The 19,909-nt window shown below is 66.2% G+C and carries 16 protein-coding genes; 10 read left to right on the top strand and 6 right to left on the bottom strand.

What is annotated here, in order from left to right:
• Positions 1-27: 27 nt before the first annotated feature.
• The 4 genes from purL to xerD all read right to left on the bottom strand — a co-directional run bounded on the left by purL (position 28) and on the right by xerD (position 6,152).
• Positions 28-3,906, bottom strand: a complete 3,879-nt coding sequence (gene purL, locus ACFPPB_RS13345; protein ID WP_377327866.1) for a phosphoribosylformylglycinamidine synthase — start codon at positions 3,904-3,906, stop codon at positions 28-30.
• Between the two features lie 129 nt (positions 3,907-4,035).
• Positions 4,036-4,806: a DsbC family protein gene (locus ACFPPB_RS13340; protein ID WP_377327864.1), complete on the bottom strand. Its 771-nt coding sequence runs from the start codon at positions 4,804-4,806 to the stop codon at positions 4,036-4,038.
• 142 nt (positions 4,807-4,948) lie between these two features.
• Complete coding sequence (locus ACFPPB_RS13335) at positions 4,949-5,260, bottom strand: hypothetical protein (protein ID WP_377327862.1); 312 nt, start codon at positions 5,258-5,260, stop codon at positions 4,949-4,951.
• Positions 5,235-6,152 carry a site-specific tyrosine recombinase XerD gene (gene xerD, locus ACFPPB_RS13330; RefSeq protein WP_377327860.1) on the bottom strand — a complete coding sequence of 306 codons (918 nt, stop codon included), beginning with the start codon at positions 6,150-6,152 and terminating at the stop codon, positions 5,235-5,237. Before xerD ends, ACFPPB_RS13335 begins: the two co-directional genes overlap by 26 nt.
• A 43-nt stretch (positions 6,153-6,195) precedes the next feature.
• On the opposite strand from xerD, the gene ACFPPB_RS13325 reads away from it, so the two are divergent.
• The 7 genes from ACFPPB_RS13325 (at position 6,196) to ACFPPB_RS13295 (ending at position 12,165) form a co-directional block, all read left to right on the top strand.
• Positions 6,196-6,699 carry an RDD family protein gene (locus tag ACFPPB_RS13325; protein ID WP_377327858.1) on the top strand — a complete coding sequence of 168 codons (504 nt, stop codon included), beginning with the start codon at positions 6,196-6,198 and terminating at the stop codon, positions 6,697-6,699.
• Positions 6,700-6,773: 74 nt separating this feature from the next.
• Entirely contained in the window at positions 6,774-7,541 is a 768-nt protein-coding gene (locus ACFPPB_RS13320) for a class I SAM-dependent methyltransferase (protein ID WP_377327856.1), read from the top strand.
• A gap of 90 nt (positions 7,542-7,631) precedes the next feature.
• Entirely contained in the window at positions 7,632-8,885 is a 1,254-nt protein-coding gene (locus tag ACFPPB_RS13315) for a polyhydroxyalkanoate depolymerase (RefSeq protein WP_377327952.1), read from the top strand.
• Between the two features lie 123 nt (positions 8,886-9,008).
• A complete protein-coding gene (locus ACFPPB_RS13310; protein ID WP_377327854.1) occupies positions 9,009-9,629 on the top strand; it encodes a YceI family protein in 621 nt (206 codons plus the stop codon).
• Positions 9,626-10,207 (top strand): cytochrome b, encoded by a 582-nt coding sequence (locus tag ACFPPB_RS13305; RefSeq protein WP_377327852.1) that lies wholly within the window; start codon positions 9,626-9,628, stop codon positions 10,205-10,207. Before ACFPPB_RS13310 ends, ACFPPB_RS13305 begins: the two co-directional genes overlap by 4 nt.
• Positions 10,204-10,755: a YceI family protein gene (locus tag ACFPPB_RS13300; RefSeq protein ID WP_377327850.1), complete on the top strand. Its 552-nt coding sequence runs from the start codon at positions 10,204-10,206 to the stop codon at positions 10,753-10,755. Before ACFPPB_RS13305 ends, ACFPPB_RS13300 begins: the two co-directional genes overlap by 4 nt.
• A 12-nt stretch (positions 10,756-10,767) precedes the next feature.
• The gene (locus ACFPPB_RS13295) at positions 10,768-12,165 is read left to right on the top strand and encodes a DUF697 domain-containing protein (RefSeq protein ID WP_377327848.1); all 1,398 of its coding nucleotides are present in this window, start codon (positions 10,768-10,770) and stop codon (positions 12,163-12,165) included.
• Between the two features lie 157 nt (positions 12,166-12,322).
• Here the strand turns inward: ACFPPB_RS13295 and ACFPPB_RS13290 are convergent, their stop codons facing one another.
• Positions 12,323-12,559: a glutaredoxin family protein gene (locus ACFPPB_RS13290; RefSeq protein WP_377327846.1), complete on the bottom strand. Its 237-nt coding sequence runs from the start codon at positions 12,557-12,559 to the stop codon at positions 12,323-12,325.
• 76 nt (positions 12,560-12,635) lie between these two features.
• Between ACFPPB_RS13290 and ACFPPB_RS13285 the strand changes: the two genes are divergently transcribed.
• Positions 12,636-14,018 carry an L-serine ammonia-lyase gene (locus ACFPPB_RS13285; protein ID WP_377327844.1) on the top strand — a complete coding sequence of 461 codons (1,383 nt, stop codon included), beginning with the start codon at positions 12,636-12,638 and terminating at the stop codon, positions 14,016-14,018.
• Positions 14,019-14,190: 172 nt separating this feature from the next.
• Here the strand turns inward: ACFPPB_RS13285 and ACFPPB_RS13280 are convergent, their stop codons facing one another.
• Positions 14,191-14,637: a hypothetical protein gene (locus ACFPPB_RS13280; RefSeq protein ID WP_377327842.1), complete on the bottom strand. Its 447-nt coding sequence runs from the start codon at positions 14,635-14,637 to the stop codon at positions 14,191-14,193.
• A gap of 92 nt (positions 14,638-14,729) precedes the next feature.
• Here ACFPPB_RS13280 and ACFPPB_RS13275 point away from each other — a divergent pair, with 92 nt between their 5' ends.
• Both ACFPPB_RS13275 and ACFPPB_RS13270 read left to right on the top strand, forming a co-directional pair.
• Entirely contained in the window at positions 14,730-16,658 is a 1,929-nt protein-coding gene (locus ACFPPB_RS13275) for a DNA methyltransferase (RefSeq protein WP_377327840.1), read from the top strand.
• A gap of 144 nt (positions 16,659-16,802) precedes the next feature.
• A complete protein-coding gene (locus ACFPPB_RS13270; protein WP_377327838.1) occupies positions 16,803-19,745 on the top strand; it encodes a DEAD/DEAH box helicase family protein in 2,943 nt (980 codons plus the stop codon).
• The last annotated feature ends 164 nt before the right edge of the window (positions 19,746-19,909 follow it).

Genomic DNA, 19,909 nt, shown 5'->3' with positions numbered 1-19,909 from the left:
CTCAGGCGCGTTTCACGCGATGCGCGATCAGCCGCACCACACGCGCGCATTGCGGAACATGCGCATCCACGGCGAATCCTCGCCCCACTTTTCCGGATGCCAGCTCAACTGCACGCTGCGGAACACGCGCTCGGGGTGCGGCATCATGATCGTCACGCGGCCATCGGCGGCGGTGAAGCCGGCCAGGCCGCCGGGCGAGCCGTTGGTGTTGAGCGGGAAGTTCTCGGTCGGCTTGCCGCGATTGTCGACGAAGCGCACCGCACCGTTCGATTTCGATGGGCTGCACGCCTGCGGAAAGCTGACCCGGCCTTCGCCGTGCGCTACCGCCACCGGAATCCGCGAGCCGGTCATGCCCTTGAAGAACAGGCTCGGCGAATCGAGGATCTCCACCGTGGCCAGCCGCGACTCGTACTGCTCCGACGCATTGCGCAGGAACTTCGGCCAGTGCTGCGCGCCTGGGATGATCTCCTTCAGCTGCGCCAGCATCTGGCAGCCGTTGCATACGCCCAGCGCGAACTTCGTCGGGTCGGTGAAGAACTCGGCGAACTGCGCGCGCAGCATCTCGTTGTAGAGAATCGACGTGGCCCAACCGCGGCCGGCACCGAGCACGTCACCGTAGGAAAAGCCGCCGCACGCCGCAAAGCCGCGGAAGTCGGCCAGCTTGATCCGGCCGCTGGCCAGATCGGACATGTGCACGTCGACCGCGTCGAAACCGGCGCGGGTGAACGCGGCCGACATCTCGACCTGGCCGTTGACGCCCTGCTCGCGCAGGACCGCGATGCGCGGGCGCGCGCCGCTGCCGATCAGCGCCGCCGCCACGTCCTCGGCCGGATTGAAGCTGAGCTTGGGCGTGATGCCCGGATCAGCATCGTCGAGCCGCCATTCGCGTTCGGCGTCCGCGCTTTGCGGATTGTCGCGCAGGCGCTGCATCGCGTAACTGGTGTCGTTCCACGCCTCGAACAACGTGCGCCAGTTCCACTTGAACAAGGTATCGGTGCCGAGGAACAGCTTGATGCCGAGCTTCTCTTTCGGCCGGCCGATGCGGTAGCTGATGCCGGCCAGGTTGTGCTTGATCAGCAGCGCCTCGAACGCCTCGCGGTTCGCCTCGGCCACCTGCATCACCGCACCGAGTTCCTCGTTGAACAGCGCGCGCAGCGTCGCCTCGGCCCAGCCGTTCAGCTGGATCTCCAGGCCGCAGTGACCGGCGAATGCCATCTCCAGCAAGGTGGTGATGACGCCGCCGTCGGAGCGATCGTGATAAGCCAGCAGCAAGCCATTCGCATTGGCCTCCTGGACCAGCTCGAACAGCGCCTTAAGCCGCTTCGCGTCGTCCAGATCCGGCGGCACGCCGCCGCTGCGGTTGAACACCTGGGCCAGCGCGGAACCGCCGAGGCGGTCGCGTCCGGCGCCCAGGTCGACCAGCCACAGTTCGGAATTGCCGCGATCGAGCTTGAGCTGCGGCGTGAGCGTGCGGCGCACGTCGCTGACGCGGGCAAAGCCGGTGATCACCAGCGACACCGGCGACACCGTGCGCTGCGGCGTGTCGCCGTCCTGCCACACGGTCTGCATCGACAGCGAGTCCTTGCCGACCGGGATCGAGATGTCCAGCTGCGGGCACAGTTCCATGCCGATCGCCTGCACCGCATCGAACAGCGCGGCGTCCTCGCCCGGATGGTTCACCGCCGCCATCCAGTTCGCCGACAGGCGGATATCGCCGAGATTGTCGATCGCGGCGGCAGCCAGATTGGTGATCGCCTCGCCCACCGCCAGCCGCGCGGCATCGGCGCTGCTGAGCAACGCCACCGGCGCACGCTCGGCTATCGCCATCGCTTCGCCGGCGTAGCCGTTGAAATCGGCGATGGTCACCGCGCAATCCGCCACCGGCACCTGCCACGGACCGACCATCGGATCGCGATGATTGAGGCCGCCGACGGTGCGGTCGCCGATCGTGATCAGGAAACTCTTGCTGCCCACGGTGGGCAGGCGCAGCACGCGCAGCAGCGCCTCGTTCATGCCGATGCCGGACAAGTCCGGCAGCAGGTCGACGCGCGGCTTGATGCGTTTCGCGTCGCGATGCATCCGCGGCGGCTTGCCGAACAGCACGTCCATCGGCAGATCGATCACGGTCAGCCCGCGGCGGGGATCGGTGAGCACCAGCTGGCGCTCGACCGTGGCATCGCCGACCACCGCATACGGGCAGCGCTCGCGCACGCACATCGCCTCGAACTCGGCCAGATTCTCCGGGCCGATCGCCAGCACGTAGCGCTCCTGCGATTCGTTGCTCCAGACCTGCATCGGCGACAACGAGGGATCGTCGCAAGGCAGCTTGGCCAGATCGATCCGGCCGCCCACGCCGGCATCGTTGAGCAATTCGGGAATCGCGTTGGACAAACCGCCGGCGCCGACGTCATGCACGCTGACGATAGGGTTGTTTTCGCCACGCGCGCAGCAGGCGTCGATCACTTCCTGGCAGCGCCGTTCCATCTCGGCGTTGTCGCGCTGCACCGAGGCGAAGTCCAGTTCCTCGCTGGATGCACCCGAGGCGACCGACGAGGCGGCGCCGCCGCCGAGCCCGATCAGCATCGCCGGGCCGCCCAGCACGATCACCTTGTTGCCCGGCTGCACCGCGCGCTTCAGCACATGGCCGGCGCGCAGGTTGGCCAGGCCGCCGGCGAGCATGATCGGCTTGTCGTAGCCGCGGCGCAGGCCGGCTTCGCCGGTCTCGTGCTCGTAGCTGCGGAAATAGCCGCCCAGGCAGGGCCGGCCGAATTCGTTGTTGAACGCGGCGGCGCCCAGCGGGCCGTCACGCATGATCTCGAACGCGCTGGCCATGCGCGGCGGCAGCGGGCGCTCCACCTCCCACGGCTGCGGATGGCCGGGAATGCGCAGGTCGGAGACCGAGAAACCGGTGAGGCCGGCCTTCGGCTTGCCGCCACGGCCGGTGGCGCCCTCGTCGCGGATCTCGCCGCCGGCGCCGGTAGCCGCGCCGGGCCAGGGCGCGATCGCGGTGGGATGGTTGTGCGTCTCCACCTTGATCGCGTAGTCGATGCGTTCCTCGTGGCCGCGCCACACGCCATCGGCCGGGTCGGCGAAGAAACGCCGGCCCACGCTGCCCTCGATCACCGCGGCGTTGTCCGAATAGGCGGACAAGGTATGCGCCGGCGAATGCTGGTGGGTGTGCTTGATCATGCCGAACAGGCTCTTGTCCTGCTCCGCGCCATCGACCGTCCAGCTGGCGTTGAACACCTTGTGCCGGCAATGCTCCGAGTTCGCCTGGGCGAACATGAAAAGCTCGGCATCGGTCGGGTCGCGGCCCAGTTCGGCATAGCGCGCGACCAGGTATTCGATCTCGTCGCCGGCCAGCGCCAGTCCCAACCGGGCATTCGCCTCGGCCAGCGCCGCCTGCGAATCGACACCGAGCGCGACATGCACCAGATCGCCGGGCGAGCCTGCCAGGAACAGGCCTTGGGCATCTTCGATGCGCTCCAGCACCGACTGCGTCATCGCGTCATGCAGCACCGCCATGATGGCCGCGTGATCCGGCGCCTCGGCCGGCGGCAGTCCGGCGACCTGCCAGGCCAGTCCGCGCTCGACCCGGCGCAGGTTGAAGCCGGGCACGGCGAAACCGGCGCCGCGCAGGATGTCGGTGGCCTTGCTCGACCAGGGCGAGATCGTGCCCAGCCGCGGCACTACCCAGAGCGTGGCCGCTTCGGGCTCCGCGTCCTTCGCTTCCAGCACGCTCAGCAGCCGCTGGCGCAACGCGCCTTGCGGCACGATGTCGGCGTCGATGAAATAGACGAACCACGATGCCTGTACGCGCACGCCACGATGCAGGGCATCCAGGCGGGCATTGAGACGTTCGAGACGAAACGGCGAGAGGGCGCTCTGCCCGTCGAGTGCGATCATGCGGGGAACGGCTGCTATGCGAAGGAAACGCCTATTCTAGCCGATGCTGCAATACGGCATAAGCTCGCCGCCCAATTCCGGGGCGCCGCCATCCCCCACAACCCGTCGGGCGGCACCTGCTGAAAAGCCTCAGCTGCCCTTCTGCAAGGCCTGCAGCAGCTGCTCCGGGGTGACGTAGCCGCCCAGGGTGCTGCCATCCGGGCCGATGATCGTCGGAGTGCCGCTGACGCCGAGTTTCACGCCAAGGTCGAACTCGTCCTTGACCGGATTGGTACAGGTGGCCGGCTTCGGCGTCCGGCCCTGCTTCGCCGCAGTGAACGCGGCTTTGCGGTCGCTGGCGCACCACACCGAAACCATCTCGGAATAAGTCGGCGTGGGTCGCCCGGACGTGGTCGTCACGCCTTCGCGCGGCCACGCCAGATATTCCACCGCGATGCCGGCCTTGTTGAACGCGGCCACGTGCTCATGCAGTGCGCGGCAAAAGCCGCAGTTGACGTCGGTGAACACGGTCACCGTGTATTTCGGATGCTCGGGTGCGAACACGATGCGCTCCGAGACCGGCACCTTGGCCAGTTCGTCCTTGCGGAAGCGGCTCCAGGCGGCATCGCTGACGTTCTGGTGCTTGCTCAGGTCGATCAGGTCTCCGTGCATCAGATACTTGCCATCGGCGCTGACGTAGATCATCTGGCCGCCGGCGATCACCTGATAGAAACCCGCCATCGGCGCCGGCTCGATCGAGTCGACCCGGACATTCGCCGCCAGCCCCTTGATCGCCTGCTGCACCATCTGCGCGGCCGCCGGGGTAACGCTCTGGCCCACCGGCGCCGCAGCGCCGTCGGCAGCCCACGCACCGAACGCGAATCCGCTGACGCACAAGGCCAGCAAGCATTTCTTCAACATGACAAACCTCGTCCAATACCGACCGCGCGCCCGTTGCCGCCATCGTCAGCACCATTCTCGCACAGCCGGCTGAACCTCTCGCCCGCGGTCGGGGAACGAGAAAGCTGCACACCGGTCTTGACTGGGTTCTGTGGGAGCGGCTTCAGTCGCGATCGGCCACAGCAGCGGCCAGCAGCATCGCAGTGCTGTAACTGCTCGATGCACGACCGGGCGGTGCATCGCGACTGAAGTCGCTCCTACCCAGGCAACCGGTATTCCAGGTGACGGGCAGAGGCGGGTCCGGACGCTCCCTGATGGCTCCGGGGCGTGGCGCAACGCGCTTCGGAAAATATCCGGCTCTTATCACGTTGAAAAGGAGCTGTCCGGCCTTTTTCAACTCGAAGCAAGCCACCTGCAAAGTTGCTGCGCGAGTGCGCGCAAATCCTCGCTCATCCTCGCGGGTGATGCTGCGCATGCAGCCGTTTCAGGCCTTCCTTCGCCACCAGCGTATAGATTTGCGTGGTGCTGAGTGAACTGTGGCCCAGCAGCATCTGCAGCGCGCGCAGGTCGGCGCCGTGGTTCAGCAGGTGGGTGGCGAACGAGTGGCGCAGCACATGGGGCGAGATGCGCCTGGGGTTGATGCCGACCTTCAGGCCGTAGCGTTTCACCAGGGTCCAGAACATCTGCCGGGTCATGCCTTCGCCGCGCTTGCTGAGGAACAGCGCCGCCGGCTGCCGGCCTTTCGCCAGTGCCGGCCGCACGTCGGCCAGGTAGGCGCCGATGCGCTCCAGCGCCAGCTCGCCGACCGGCACCAGCCGGTCCTTGCCGCCCTTGCCGGTGACCCGCAGCACACCCTGGCGCGTATTCAGCGCGGCCAGCGGCAACTCGACCAGTTCGGACACGCGCAGGCCGGAGGCGTACATCAGCTCCAGCATCGCGCGATCGCGCAGCCCGAGCGTGGTGGCGGTATCGGGCGCGTCCAGCAGCCCTTCGATCTCGCGTTCGGCCAGGGCCTTGGGCAGGCTGCGCGGCATCTTCGGGCGCTCGATCAGCAGCGTCGGGTCGGCAAAGCCCGGCTCGGTGCGGGCTAGGAACGCATAGTAGCGACGGAACGCCGACTGCCGTCGGGCGATCGAGCGCACCGCGGCCGGCCGCGCGCCGTGATAAGCGGAAATATCTTCGCGCCGCGCTGTGCGCAGATTGCGGCCGCGGGCGGCCAGCCAGCCGGCCAGTGCCTCCAGATCGCGCCGATACGCCTCCAGCGTGCGATCGGCCAGGCCGTCCTCCGACCATACCCGTTCCAGGAACGTGCTTATGCTCTGCCGGTCGGCTTCGGCGATACTGGCGCGGCTTTCTTCCTTTTCCATGCGCACGATGCTGGCCATTGCGCGCGCACTACGCAAGCGACCGATGCCCGTGAACCTCGCCACCACCGATCTCCCCTGCCCGCTGTGGCGCCGCCTGCTTGCGCTGGTCTACGACCTGCTGATCGTGGTGGCGATCGTGATGGTGGTGGGACTGCTGTGCCAGTTGGCCACCGGCGGACAGTTGATCCGCACTGCGGGGAAAACGGTGGTGCCGATCTGGTATCAGCTGCTGCAGGCGCTGGTGGTGATGGCGTATTTCATCAGCTCGTGGCGCCGCGGCGGCCAGACCGTCGGCATGCGGTCCTGGCGTATCCGGGTCACCGGCGACGACGGCGGCACGCCCTCGCTGCAGCAGGCGCTGATCCGCGCGCTGGTGGCCGCCTCGCCGCTGGTGTTGCTGATGCTGGAGCCGATGGTCGGCTTGCATGCGACGCTGTGGACGCTGCTGCTCGTGTGGACCGCATGGTTTGCGGTGGCCTTGTTGGATCCGCGCCGACGCGCCGTGCATGATTTCGCCGCGCATACCGAGATTCGCCGGCTGGCGTGACCGATTCGGGGCGAAGTGGCGGAATACCCCACCGCTTCACACTTCCCTCAGCGGTGACAGGATTCAATCCCACGATGCCGCCACCGCGCCCCGCCGAAAGCCGCAGCGACGCCGAGCTTGTCCGCGTCAATCGCGGCTTCTACGAATCGCTGTGGGCCGCGGCGAAGCTGATCGGGCCCGAGCGTTTCAATACCTGGCCGCTGCTGCGCGGACTCGCGGCCGCCGCGCCGCGCCGACTGGAGGTGGCGCCCGGCCTGCGCCCGCGGCTGCCGCTGGACGGCACCTGCTTCGTCGATCTCAGCCACGCCGCCCTGCGCCGCCTGCACGCGAGCGGCGCCAGGGCGGTGCACGGCATGATCGGCGCGCTGCCCTGCGCCGACGCCAGCTTCGACCTGATCTGCGCACTCGATATCCTCGAGCACGTCGCCGACGACGACAGCGCGCTGGCGGAGCTGGCCCGTGTCGCGAGGCCCGGCGCCCACGTGCTGCTGTCGGTGCCACTGCATCCGGAAGCGTGGACCGCGTTCGACGACTTCGTCGGCCATTGCCGCCGTTACGAACCGGCCCGCATCGTCGCCAAGCTCGCCCTGCACGGTTTCACCATCGAGCACAGCGCGGTGTATGGCATGCAGCCGAAGTCGTCGCGCCTGCTCGACCTCGGCCAGTGGTATCTGATTCACCGGCGCGAGCGCGCGATGTGGTGGTACAACCGGGTGTTCATGCCGCTCAGTCTGTGCTTCCAGAAACCGCTGCAGTGGCACGAAGGCCTGGACCATGCACAAGATGTCGACGAGGTGCTGCTGCGCTGCCGTTATCGTCCGGCTGCGCAGCCAAGTCACTGATCGGGTTCGACACCTTAATTGCGGCATCGCAACACAGGAAGAAGAAACGGCGCTAAGATGACTTTCGTCCTTCCGGCTATCCCCACTCCGATGCTTTATCAGATCCACGAATGGCAGCGCTCGTTCCTCGGCCCGTTGAGCTACTTCGCGCAGGCCAATGCACGGATGCTCAACGACAATAGCAGTCCGTTCGCGCAGCTGCCCGGCGCACAGCGGATGGCGGCCGGTTACGAGTTGATCCACCGGCTCGGCAAGGATTACGAGAAACCCGAATTCGGCATCCACACCGCCGTGGCTCACGGTCAGGAGATCGCGGTAGTCGAGCGCGTGGCGCTGGCCAAACCGTTCTGCCAGCTGAAGCGTTTCAAGCGTTTCAGCGACGACCCGGCCACTATCGACAAATTGAAGAACGACCCGGTGGTGCTGGTCGTCGCCCCGATGTCCGGACACCATTCCACGCTGCTGCGCGACACCGTGCGCACGCTGCTGCGCGACCACAAGGTCTACATCACCGACTGGGTCGACGCGCGCATGGTGCCGACGTCCGAAGGCACGTTCGGGCTGGATGACTACGTCGCCTACGTGGAGGAGTTCATCCGGCATATCGGCGCAAGCTCTTTGCACGTGATTTCGGTGTGCCAGCCGACGGTACCGGTGCTTGCCGCCGTCGCGCTGATGGCCGCGCGCGGCGAGGAAACGCCCCGCAGCCTGACCATGATGGGCGGCCCGATCGACCCGCGACGCAGCCCTACCAGTGTCAACAGCCTGGCCACCAACCAGCCGCTGTCGTGGTTCCGCGGCAACGTGATCCATACCGTGCCGCCGAACTATCCCGGGCATGGCCGCGAGGTCTATCCGGGTTTCCTGCAGCATGCGGGATTCATCGCGATGAACCCCGGCCGGCATCTGAATTCGCACTGGGATTTCTATCAGGACCTGCTGCGCGGCGATCTCGACGACGCCGAATCGCACCGCAAGTTCTACGATGAATACAACGCCGTGCTGGACCTGCCTGCCGAGTTCTACCTCGACACGATCGAGAAGGTGTTCCAGCAATTCCTGCTGCCCCGCGGACTGTGGAAGATCGGCGGCGAACGGGTCGATCCGGCCGCGATCAAGCGCAGTGCCCTGCTTACCGTCGAGGGCGAGCTGGACGACATCTCCGGCCTGGGCCAGACCCAGGCCGCGCACGACCTGTGCGGCAGCATCCCGGCCAGGCGACGCGAGCACAAGGTGATCGAAGGCGCCGGCCACTACGGCATCTTCAGCGGCCGCCGCTGGCGCGAGACCGTCTACCCGCAGGTGCGCGACTTCATCCGCAAGTTCGATCGCGCCGGGAAATAAACGCCAGCGAGAGTTTGGCGCCACTGGCGGCTTCGATCGCTCCCCGATTGGCCCGGCCACGGAAACCCTCCGTTCCCCGATCGGCCCTGGCACCGTCGCCGCCGATCGGCCAGACTTCGCTCCATGCATCGTTTCCGTTCAAGCGTCTGGCTGTGGTGTCTCGCGGCATTTCTGTTGCCGCCGGCACCGGCGCATGCCGCCGGTGCCGGCTATCGCTATGACACGGTGCACAGCCAGATCGTCTTCAGCATCAGTCACGATGGTTATTCGCGTCCGTTCGGACGGCTGCACATCGCCAAGGGCTGGCTGCGCTTCGATCCCGACGACTGGAGCACGGCCGCCACCGAGCTGGACATCGATCTGGCCGGAGTGGACATGGGTGACGCGGACTGGAACAAGGCGGTTTGCAAGCCGGCCCTGCTCGACTGCGCCCGCGACCGCTACGCCCATTTCGTCAGCAGCAGTGTCGAACGCAAGGACGATCACCACGGCGTGCTGCATGGGCAGCTGACCCTGCACGGGATCAGTCGGCCGGTGAGCGTTCCGTTCACGTTCAACCGCGCCGCCAAGACCATCTACGGACTGCACACGGTCGCCGGCTTCTCGGCCACCGCCATGCTGGATCGCGAGGCATTCGGCATCACCGCCGACGCCGGTTCGATCGGTCAGCAGGTCGGCGTGTGGCTGGAGATCGAGGCCATTCGCGACGAGCGCGCCATTCCCGCATCGAAGGAGCAACCATGAGTCTGCGCAGCAATGATCGCCAATGGGGTTCGATCGCCAAGTTCTTCCACTGGATCATCGCGCTGGCCATTCTCGGCAACGGCACCTTCGGCCTGCTGATGGACCTGGCGCATTCGCCGATGCAGAAGATCAACTGGCTCGCGCTGCACAAGTCGATCGGGCTGACCGTGCTGGCGCTGGTGCTGCTGCGCGTGCTGTGGCGCTGGGGCGACGTTCGCCCGCGGGAGGAACCGGCGCCGCGCTGGCAGCAGTGGGCGGCGCGGTGCGTGCACGGCACGCTGTATGTCTTGATCGTGGCGCTGCCGCTCAGCGGCTGGTGGTACAACTCCGTCACGGGCAAGCCGCTGCAGTGGTTCAAGCTGTTCAACCTGCCGGCGCTGGTGGCGAAGAACGACGAGCTGCGCGGTTTCACCCACGCCGTGCATGAATACCTGTTCTGGTTTCTGCTGCTGGTGCTGGTGGCGCACGTCGGTGCAGCACTGAAACATCATTTGTCCGACAATGACAACGTGCTGCGCCGGATGCTGCCGTTCGCGCGCTTGCGCAACGGTTCGACTTCCGAAGGAGAACGACCATGAAACGCCTTGCCATCCTGCTGCTCGCCCTCGCGCTGCCAAGCGCCGCTGCGGCCACCGACTACAGAGTACTTCCCGCACTGAGCCATCTGAACTTCCAGGGCACCTACCAGGGCGCCGCGTTCTCTGGCAGCTTCAACGACTGGACGGCAGCCATAAGCTATGACCCTGCCGACCTGGCCCACGCGAAATTCGACGTGGTCGTGACCCTGGCCAGCGCAAAGACCGGCGACTCCGATCAGGACAGCGCCCTGCCTCGCGAAAGTTTCTTCGACGTGGCGAAGTTCCCCAGCGCGCATTTCGTCACCACCGGTTTGCGGCGCGAGGGCAACTCGGTGATCGCGGACGGCCAGCTGACCCTGCGCGGCGTGACCAAGCCGGTGAGCCTGGGCGTGGTGTTCCGCACGCAGAGCCCCCAGAGCTCCACCCTGGACGTGGCCGGGAAAGTGCAGCGGCTCGACTTTGGCGTGGGCAGCGGCGACTACGCCGACACCTCGGTGATCGGCGCCACCGTGAAGATCACCGCGCACCTGCAGCTCGTGCCGAAATAATCATCCGCCGCAATGCCGACTGACCGTTTGTGGCGCCGTCTGCGCGGCTGGCTCTCGACCGATCCCGCCGACTCGCTGACCACACCCCCATCGCGCGTCGACGCCAGTGGCTCGGCGCGGATCGCCGAGAGCCTGCGCAGCCTGCTGGATGATCCGACCGTCCCGGCCTCGGTGCGCAACGAGCTGGCATCCGATTTCAGCCGCATCGAAAACATGTTGCACAAGCTCGAACGCGGCGAACTGCACGTCGCCGTGTTCGGCCGCGTCTCCACCGGCAAGTCGGCGCTGGGCAATGCGCTGCTGGGCCGCGAAGCCTTCGGCGTCGGCGTCCTGCACGGCACTACCACCGATGCCGCGCACGCGATGCTCGATGAAGCGCGGCACGACGGCCTGGTGCTGATCGATACGCCTGGCATCAACGAACTGGATGGCGAGGCGCGCGAGCGGCTCGCATTCGAGGTCGCCGAGGTCAGCGACCTGGTGATCTTCGTCGGCGACGGCGACCTCACCCGCGAGGAACTCGACGCGCTGAAGACGCTCGCCGCCACCCAGCGTCCGCTGCTGCTGGCGTTGAACAAGGCCGACCGTTACGGCGCCGACGAACTGACCGACCTGCTGGCGCACCTGCGCCTGCGCGTGGCCGGACTGGTGCGGGCGGAAGACGTGCTCGCCGTAGCCGCGCATCCGGCGGCACAGCGCGTGATCGAAGTCGATGCGCGCGGGCACGAACACTCGTGCGAGCAGGCGCGGCCGCCGGATGTCGCCGCGCTGCGCGAGCGGCTGTTGGCGATCGCCGCCCGCGAGGGCAAGACGCTGTCGGCGATCAACGCCGGCCTGTATGCCGGCCGGCTCACCGATCAGGTCAGCGCCCGCATCGCGCAGACCCGGCAGGCGGTCGCGGCGAAACTGATCCACAACTACTGCATCGCCAAAGGCGTGGCGGTCGCGCTGAACCCGATTCCCGTCGCCGACCTGCTCGCCGCCGCCGGACTGGACGCGGCGATGGTGGTGCAGCTGTCGCGGGTCTACGGCCTGCCGCTGACCCGCGCCGAATCGGGCCGGCTGGTGGCGGTGATCTCCGCACAGCTCGCCGCCTTGATGGGCGCCATCTGGGGCATGCAACTGGTCGCCTCCGCACTGAAGGGCGTGAGTGCGGGCCTGTCGGTAGTGGTCACCGCCGCCGCCCAGGGCGCACTGGGCTGGTACGCCACCGTGCTGATCGGCCGCGCCGCCGAACGCTATCTGGTCGCCGGCAAGTCCTGGGGCGAGGCCGGCGCCAAGCGCGCGGTCGCCGACATCGTCGCCAGCCTCGACCGCGATTCGATCCTGCGCGAGGCACGCGAGGAAATCCTCAAGCGGCTGCGGACGCCCCGCGCATCGCCCCGCAACAACACCACAAAACCCACGTAGGAGCCCGCTGGCGGGCGATGCTCTTGCTTTGATGTTGGGTAGGAAAATTCAAAACAACTGCATCGCCCGCCAGCGGGCTCCTACAGGCGATGTGGTTGCTTTGATGGTTGGGTAGGAAGATTCAGAGCAAGGGCATCGCCCGCCAGCGGGCTCCTACCTACGGCGGGGCGGCGAGAAATGCGCGCACGGCTGCCGGGTCGAACGGCCAGTCCAGTTCGCGGCCGTCGCGGGCATCGCGCAGCACCGGCACGCGGGTGCCGTAGCGCTGCGCCAATGCCTCGGCGTCGTCGACCCATACGCTGTCGAAATCCGGCGCCTGCGCCTCGGCCAGCACGGCGAGTGCAAGGTCGCACAGGTGACAGTAATCGCGCTGGTACAGGATCAGGTCAGGCATGCGCTTGCGAATGGACAGCCAAAGGCGGGGGCGCCGCGTAGAATAACCGGTCCACTCCCTTCAACAGCGTGCAGCCATGGCCGTCAGCGTATTCGACCTGTTCAAGATCGGCATCGGACCGTCTTCCTCGCATACGGTCGGACCGATGCGCGCGGCGTCGCGTTTTGCCGAACGCTGGCTGGAGGAAAAAGGCGTGCTGGACCGGGTCGCCCGCGTGCGCGCCGAACTGTTCGGCTCGCTGGCGATGACCGGCCGCGGCCACGGCACCGACAAGGCCGTGCTGCTGGGGCTGGAAGGCGAACATCCCGACACGGTCGATCCGGACCTGATTCCCGCCACGCTCGAACGCATCCGCAAGACGCAACGCCTGCGCGTGCTGGGCAGGCACGAGATCGAGTTCGAGGAAAAGCGCGACCTCGTTTTCAACAAGCGCCAGAAGCTGCCGTTCCACACCAACGGCATGCGCTTCAGCGCGTACGATGCCGGCGGCAACGAACTGGCCACGCGCGACTACTACTCGGTGGGCGGCGGCTTCGTGGTCAACACCGACGAGGCGGCGGAAGACCGCATCGTCGCCGACACTACCGAGCAGCCGTACGCTTTTTCCACCGGTGACCAGATGCTGGCGCTGTGCAAGCAGCACGACATGACGATCGCCCAGCTGATGCTGGCCAACGAAACGGTATGGCGCAGCGAGGAAGAAACCCGCGCCGGCCTGCTGACGATCTGGAAAGCGATGCAGGACTGCGTCAACCGCGGCCTGCGCTCGCCCGGCGTATTGCCCGGCGGATTGAAAGTCGCCCGTCGCGCACCGGCGATGGCCGAGGAGTTGCGCAACGCGCCGGAAGCCGCACTGAGGGATCCGCTGACCATCCTCGACTGGGTGAACCTGTACGCGCTGGCAGTCAACGAGGAAAACGCCGCCGGCGGCCGCGTGGTCACCGCGCCGACCAACGGCGCGGCCGGCATCGTGCCGGCCGTGGGCCATTACTACCTGCGTTTCTGCCCGAAGGCGAACGACGACGGCATCATCGAGTACCTGCTGACCGCCGCCGCGATCGGCATCCTGTACAAGGAAAACGCCTCGATCTCCGGCGCCGAGGTCGGCTGCCAGGGCGAAGTCGGCGTGGCCTGCTCGATGGCCGCCGGCGGCCTCACCGCCGCGCTCGGCGGCAACGTGATGCAGGTCGAGAACGCCGCCGAGATCGGCATGGAGCACAACCTCGGCCTCACCTGCGACCCGATCGGCGGCCTGGTGCAGATTCCTTGCATCGAGCGCAACGCGATGGGCTCGGTCAAGGCCATCAACGCCAGCCGCATGGCGCTGAAGAGCGACGGCAAGCACCGCGTCTCGCTGGACAAGGTGATCAAGACCATGCGCGACACCGGCCGCGACATGAAGGACAAATACAAGGAGACCTCGCGCGGCGGCCTCGCCGTCAACGTGATCGAGTGCTGAACCTCCGGTACCCCACGCGTAGGAGCCCGCTCGCGGGCGATGCCCCACTGAACCCCCGGGACCCCACGTGTAGGAGCCCGCTCGCGGGCGATGCCCCACGCCACGCATCGTGATCCCGCACGCCGCCAGCTCAATCGCCAGCCGACCGCCCTTCTTCGATTGAAGCCTTCGGCTATCGGCGGCTATCTGTTTTCGTGCCAGCGCTGCGCTTGGCCGAGACCGACTGCCTCGAAGGCGGCGCCGCCAAGGCAAGGATCACGTCGCACACGACCTTCTGCTGCGCAGCCGGCAGTGTCCGGTAGATGTCGAAGACCTTCTGGTCGTCGTAGGTCGACGCCTCTTCCTTGACCTGTCTGGCGCCACGCTTTCCGCGCGCGGCCCGATCGCCGAACCGCAGGAATTCCGGACTTTCCTTCAGCCAGTCGGCCAGCACGACCAGCTTGTCCTGCTCGGGAATCCCCTTGCCGTTCAACCAGCGCGAAGCGGTCTGGAACACCACCGAGGTACCCCGAAAGCGGAGATTGAACTGCGTGACCAGCACTCCCGGGCGCGGCTCATGGCCCTGCGCGAGCATCGCGGCAGCCAGGCGTTTCGAGAATTCGGCGCGTTCGTCAGTCATCCCGTGGCAACTTACCGGCCGTCCGATCTAACAGTTCACGTATCGGGTTCACTATGATTAACGTTTGTAGTTACTTCATGGGGAACGGCCGCGTGACCAATTCACTGCTGGAACAGCTGCCGGAGATCGTCAGGGAGGGCCGCAAGCAGGCCGAGAAGATCCTGGAGAGCCTGGAAGGACGCCACCGGGTCAGCCTGCAGACGCGCGAGTGGGTGCTGCCGTCGAAGGACACGCGCGACAGCGACTGGATCACGGCGGCGAACCGGCAGGCGCACCTGGGCGACGAGGGCAGCGCCGACTGGACCAACCGGCTGATCTACGGCGACAACCTGCTGGCGATGGCCGCGCTGCTGGCCGGCGACGAACACACGCCCAGCCTGCGCGGCAAGGTCGACCTGATCTACATCGACCCGCCGTTCGACTCCAAGGCCGACTACCGCACCAAGGTTTCCCTGCCCGGCGTGGAGCTGGAGCAGAAGCCGACGGTGATCGAGCAGTTCGCGTATTCCGATACGTGGTCGGACGGCACGGCGTCGTATCTGGCGATGATCACGCCGCGATTGATTCTGATGCGGGAGCTATTGAGTGATAGCGGATCAATTTTTGTGCATCTGGATTGGCATGTGGGTCATTACGTGAAACTCGTCATGGATGACGTTTTCGGCTCGCGCAATTTCACCAACGAAATTATCTGGTGGTACTACAACAAGATGCAGGGCAACGTGAACTGCTTTCCTAGAAATCACGACAATCTGCTGTATTACCGCAAAGGGCCGGAATTTACTTTCAATCCGCAGAAGGAAAAGCGAGATAACCCTGTCCAGCAGATCAAACGGATCTGGAGCAAAGAAAAGGGTTCTATCGTCAACGCAAAAGACGAAAGCGGAAAAGTTATCTACCAAGAATCGACACATCGGACCATCGACGATGTTTGGCGTCTGTCGATGCTGCAACCAGCTGATAGAACGCAGAACCTTAGGTTTGATACGCAAAAACCCGAATCGATTCTTGAGCGAGTCATCTCCGCGGTTTCAAATGAAGGCGGCCTCGTCGCCGACTTCAACGGCGGCTCCGGCACCACCGCCGCCGTCGCCGAAAGACTCGGCCGACGCTGGGTCACTACCGACCTCGGCAAGCCGGCCTGCATGATCATGCGCAAGCGGCTGATCGACCAGGGCGCCAAGCCGTTCTTGTACCAGGCGATCGGCGACTACCAGGTCGAGGCGGCCAAGAGTTCGCTGGGGCGCAAGTTCCGCGTGGGCGACCTGTCGGGAATCGTGCTGTCGCTGTATGGCGCGCTGCCGCTGCAGCCGGAGGACAACCCGCTGCGCAATCTCGGCGCGGTGGTGTACGGCGGCAAGAAGACGCTGGTGCTGGTGGATTCGCCGAACAAGCTCACCGGCGACGCCACGTTGCGCAAGGCGATCGCCCAGCGCGAACACCTGCTCGGCGGCTGGGACCGGGTGGTGGTGCTGGGCTGGAATTTCGAGCCGTCGATCGGCCAGAGCATCACCGCGCTGAGCGACCCGCGGCTGGAAGTGCTGGTGATCCCGCCCGACCTGCTCGACCGCCTGCGCAAGAAAGGCGGCATCGAGAAGCTGCGCGGCCAGGTGCGCTTTTCCAGTTTGCAGTACCTCACGATCAAACCGGTGCGCCGCCAGCGCAGCGGCGACGAGGAGCAGTTGCAGGTCACCCTGGACAACTACGTGCTGCTCTCGCCCGAGGCGATCAACCTGGACGAGGACAACCGCAAGAAGCTGCTCAAGGTGGCCAACGCCGAACCGCTGGCGCTGATCGAGTACTGGGCGGTGGACCCGGACTACGACGGCGCGGTATTCCGCTCCGTGTGGCAGGACTACCGCGGCAACACCGCCAACGACGACGACCCGCTGCGCGTGGTGACCGAGGCGCGCTTCAGCGTGCCGCACAAGACCGGCGGGCGCCGCGTCTGCGTGCGCGTGGTCGATGTGTTCGGCTTCGAGGCCGAGGTGGTACAGGTAGTGGCGGAGTCCAGGCCATGAGCGCCACGACATTTGTGGGAGCGACTTCAGTCGCGACAGTGGCTGGCGGGAAGGCGGGGTTGTCGCGGCTGAAGCCGCTCCCACGGAAAGCGGGCTTTCGCGATATCCAGCAACCGGCGAAAAACTCGTCAGGAAAGCCTCGCCATGACTGACGTCAACCAGCCATTGGCGCTGGCCGCCGCACTCACCCGCCGCACCGAGCAGCTGTGCATCGGACTGGAACAGGGCATCGCCGACCTGTACGAACTGGTGACGCCGGTGACCGCCGAGTTGCTGCGCTGGTGGTTCGGCGAGGACGCCTGCCAGTCGCGCGCGTTCAATTTCCATCCCGGCCAGCGTCAGGCGATCCTCAACGTGATCGTGGCGCACGAGGTGCTGGACAGTCCGGGCCTGAAGGACCTGTACCAGCAAGTGTGCGCGGGCGCGTTGCTCGAAGGCACGCGTCTTGCCGACGTGGCGCAGGTCAAGCACGGCCACCCGAAGTACTGCCTGAAGATGGCCACCGGCACCGGCAAGACCTGGGTCTTGCAGGCGCTGCTGGTGTGGCAGCTGTTGAACAGGACCGCGGCGCTGGACGAAGGCCGCGACGACCCGCGTTTCACCCGCCGCTTCCTGATCGTGGCGCCGGGACTGATCGTGTACGAGCGGCTGCTCGATGCGTTCCTGGGCAAGGAGAACGAGGACAAGAGCCGCGACTTCGCCAGCTCCGACATCGCCAGCTACGCGGAACTGTTCACCCCGCCGGCGCGGCGCGAACGCATCGCGCAGTTCGTGCGCGGCAACGTGTGCACCAAGACCGAGATCGGCCTGAAGGCCACCGGCAACGGCATGATCGCGATCACCAACTGGCACCTGCTCAGCGAAGCCGAGGAGGAAGCGGAGCAGGACGAGACGGAGTGGGTCGACGCGCCCGGCATGGTCGCCGACGCGGCCCGCGTAGCTTATGAGGTGTTGCCGCTGACTCCCGGCCGCGCCGCCGGCAACAGCCTCGACGTGCTGGACCGGCGCTGGGCGCGCGGCAACATATTGAGCTATCTCGCTGATCTGCCCGACCTGATGGTGTTCAACGACGAGGCGCACCATATCCATGAGCTGAAATCGGGCGGCGAGACCACCGAGGTCGAGTGGCAGAAGAGCCTGTCTATCATCGCCGAGGGCAAGGGCCGCCGTTTCGTGCAGATGGATTTCTCCGCCACTCCGTACAACGACGTCGGTGGCGGAAGGAACCGGCGCAAGGTGTATTTCCCGCACATCGTGGTTGACTTCGACCTGAAGGCGGCGATGCGGCTGGGCCTGGTGAAATCGATGGTGCTGGACAAGCGCAAGGAACTGGGCGCGCTGCCGCTGGAATTCACCGCCGAACGCGATGCCGACGGCAACGTGGCGCTTTCCGAAGGTCAGCGCGTGATGCTGCGCGCCGGCCTGCAGAAACTGCGCAAGCTGGAAGCGGATTTCGCCCGCGTCGATGCCGCGCGCCATCCGAAGATGCTGGCGGTGTGCGAGGACACCACGGTGTCGCCCCTGGTGGCCGATTTCCTGCGTGATGAGGGCTTGCACGAGGAGGATGTGCTCACCGTCGACTCGGGCAGGAAAGCCGAGCTGGGCGAGAAGCAGTGGGCACCGCTGCGCCAGCGCCTGTTCAACGTGGACAAGCACGCGCAACCACGCGTCATCGTCAGCGTGCTGATGCTGCGCGAGGGCTTCGACGTCGACAACATCTGCGTGATCGTGCCGCTGCGTTCCAGCCAGGCGCAGATCCTGCTGGAGCAGACCATCGGCCGCGGCCTGCGCCTGATGTGGCGCGACCCGGAGTACGCCGACATCAAGCGCGAGAACCGCGAGCGGATCAACCGCGGCGAGGAACCGGGTTCGCTGATCGACATCCTCTCGATCGTCGAGCATCCGGCGTTCCAGAGCTTCTATGATGAGCTGATGCGCGAAGGCCTGGTCGGCACCACCGGCGACGACGAGGGCAGCAGCACCGGCGACCTGATCGCGGCGGAGCTGCGCGAGGACTTCGAGAAGTACGACTTCGCCATCCCGTTCATCCTGCGCGAGACCGAGGAGAACATCGAACACCTGCCGATCGACATCGCCGCGCTGCCGGCTTTCAGCGCGATGAGCCGCGCGAAACTGGCCGAGCTGCTGGGTAAGGGCGACACCTTCACGTCGCAGGACCTGCAGAGCAGCACGCTGTTCGGCGATTACCGCGTCGACGGCGTGGCGATGAACGTCAGCGGCTACAACGAACTGCTGTCGCGGCTGACCAGGCGAGTCAGCCAGGCCCTGAATCATCCGCTGCCGAAGGGCAACAAGATCGCCCGGAACCTGGATCGTCCGTACCTGCAGATGAATACCGCCGCGCTGGCGATGGCACTGGATGACTACATCCGCGAGAGGCTGTTTGACGAGCTTTTCGAGCCGTTCGAGAACGAAGGCTGGCGCCTGCTTCTGCTGCAACCGGTGGTCGATCACATCGTACGGATCTTCGGTCTGGCGCTGGTGCGGGCCGAGCAACACACCATCACCGGTTCGACCGAAGTGCGCCATCGCTTACTGTCCGAGGTGACCAAGTGGATGGTGCGCGAAAGCGCTTCGCTGGAAGTGTCCAAGTGCATCTACACGCGGCTGCCCTTCCCCACCCACAGCGGCGGGCTGGAACGCGCCTTCATCGAATGGGCGCAAATCGATGCCAGCGTGGAAGCGTTCTGCAAGATCAGCGAGAACCGCCACGACTTCGTGCGCCTGCGCTACGTGAAGGACGACGGCATGCCCGCGTTCTACATCCCGGACTTCCTTGTGCGCACGGCCGACGCCATCTACCTGGTCGAGACCAAGGCACAAGAACAGGTCAGCCATCCGAACGTGCAGCGCAAGCTGAAGGCGGCCACCACGTGGTGCGAGCGGATCAACGCGCTCGACGCGGAGCAGCGCGGCGAGCGTGTCTGGCATTACGCACTGGTCGGCGAGTCGTTGTTCCACGACTGGCGCGAGAAAGGCGCACGGCTGGGCGAGCTGCTGGCGTTCGCGCGCGCCCGCGCGGCGCCCACGGCCCAGTCGCAGGGCGGGTTGGCGCTGGACAACTGATGGATCGCCCTTGTGGGAGCGGCTTCAGCCGCGACGCTCTTGATCTGCATGGGTCAAAAACTGAAGAGCGTCGCGGCCGAAGCCGCTCCCACAGCAAGCCGCTCCCGCAGACAGACACGCCGCTGGCAGCGTGGGTACGGCAGGGAACGGGCGTCGCCGAGTAC

Origin of the sequence: Rhodanobacter terrae (assembly GCF_042657005.1) — a bacterium.
Lineage (GTDB): Bacteria > Pseudomonadota > Gammaproteobacteria > Xanthomonadales > Rhodanobacteraceae > Rhodanobacter > Rhodanobacter terrae.
This window is presented reverse-complemented; position numbering and strand designations above follow the sequence as displayed.

What these genes read in the sequence shown, in the direction of transcription:
- purL (WP_377327866.1), bottom strand. Translation starts at nt 3,906, where the DNA reads ATGATCGCACTCGACGGGCAGAGCGCCCTCTCGCCGTTTCGTCTCGAA.
- ACFPPB_RS13340 (WP_377327864.1), bottom strand. Translation starts at nt 4,806, where the DNA reads ATGTTGAAGAAATGCTTGCTGGCCTTGTGCGTCAGCGGATTCGCGTTC.
- ACFPPB_RS13335 (WP_377327862.1), bottom strand. Translation starts at nt 5,260, where the DNA reads ATGCGCAGCATCACCCGCGAGGATGAGCGAGGATTTGCGCGCACTCGC.
- xerD (WP_377327860.1), bottom strand. Translation starts at nt 6,152, where the DNA reads ATGGAAAAGGAAGAAAGCCGCGCCAGTATCGCCGAAGCCGACCGGCAG.
- ACFPPB_RS13325 (WP_377327858.1), top strand. Translation starts at nt 6,196, where the DNA reads ATGCCCGTGAACCTCGCCACCACCGATCTCCCCTGCCCGCTGTGGCGC.
- ACFPPB_RS13320 (WP_377327856.1), top strand. Translation starts at nt 6,774, where the DNA reads ATGCCGCCACCGCGCCCCGCCGAAAGCCGCAGCGACGCCGAGCTTGTC.
- ACFPPB_RS13315 (WP_377327952.1), top strand. Translation starts at nt 7,632, where the DNA reads ATGCTTTATCAGATCCACGAATGGCAGCGCTCGTTCCTCGGCCCGTTG.
- ACFPPB_RS13310 (WP_377327854.1), top strand. Translation starts at nt 9,009, where the DNA reads ATGCATCGTTTCCGTTCAAGCGTCTGGCTGTGGTGTCTCGCGGCATTT.
- ACFPPB_RS13305 (WP_377327852.1), top strand. Translation starts at nt 9,626, where the DNA reads ATGAGTCTGCGCAGCAATGATCGCCAATGGGGTTCGATCGCCAAGTTC.
- ACFPPB_RS13300 (WP_377327850.1), top strand. Translation starts at nt 10,204, where the DNA reads ATGAAACGCCTTGCCATCCTGCTGCTCGCCCTCGCGCTGCCAAGCGCC.
- ACFPPB_RS13295 (WP_377327848.1), top strand. Translation starts at nt 10,768, where the DNA reads ATGCCGACTGACCGTTTGTGGCGCCGTCTGCGCGGCTGGCTCTCGACC.
- ACFPPB_RS13290 (WP_377327846.1), bottom strand. Translation starts at nt 12,559, where the DNA reads ATGCCTGACCTGATCCTGTACCAGCGCGATTACTGTCACCTGTGCGAC.
- ACFPPB_RS13285 (WP_377327844.1), top strand. Translation starts at nt 12,636, where the DNA reads ATGGCCGTCAGCGTATTCGACCTGTTCAAGATCGGCATCGGACCGTCT.
- ACFPPB_RS13280 (WP_377327842.1), bottom strand. Translation starts at nt 14,637, where the DNA reads ATGACTGACGAACGCGCCGAATTCTCGAAACGCCTGGCTGCCGCGATG.
- ACFPPB_RS13270 (WP_377327838.1), top strand. Translation starts at nt 16,803, where the DNA reads ATGACTGACGTCAACCAGCCATTGGCGCTGGCCGCCGCACTCACCCGC.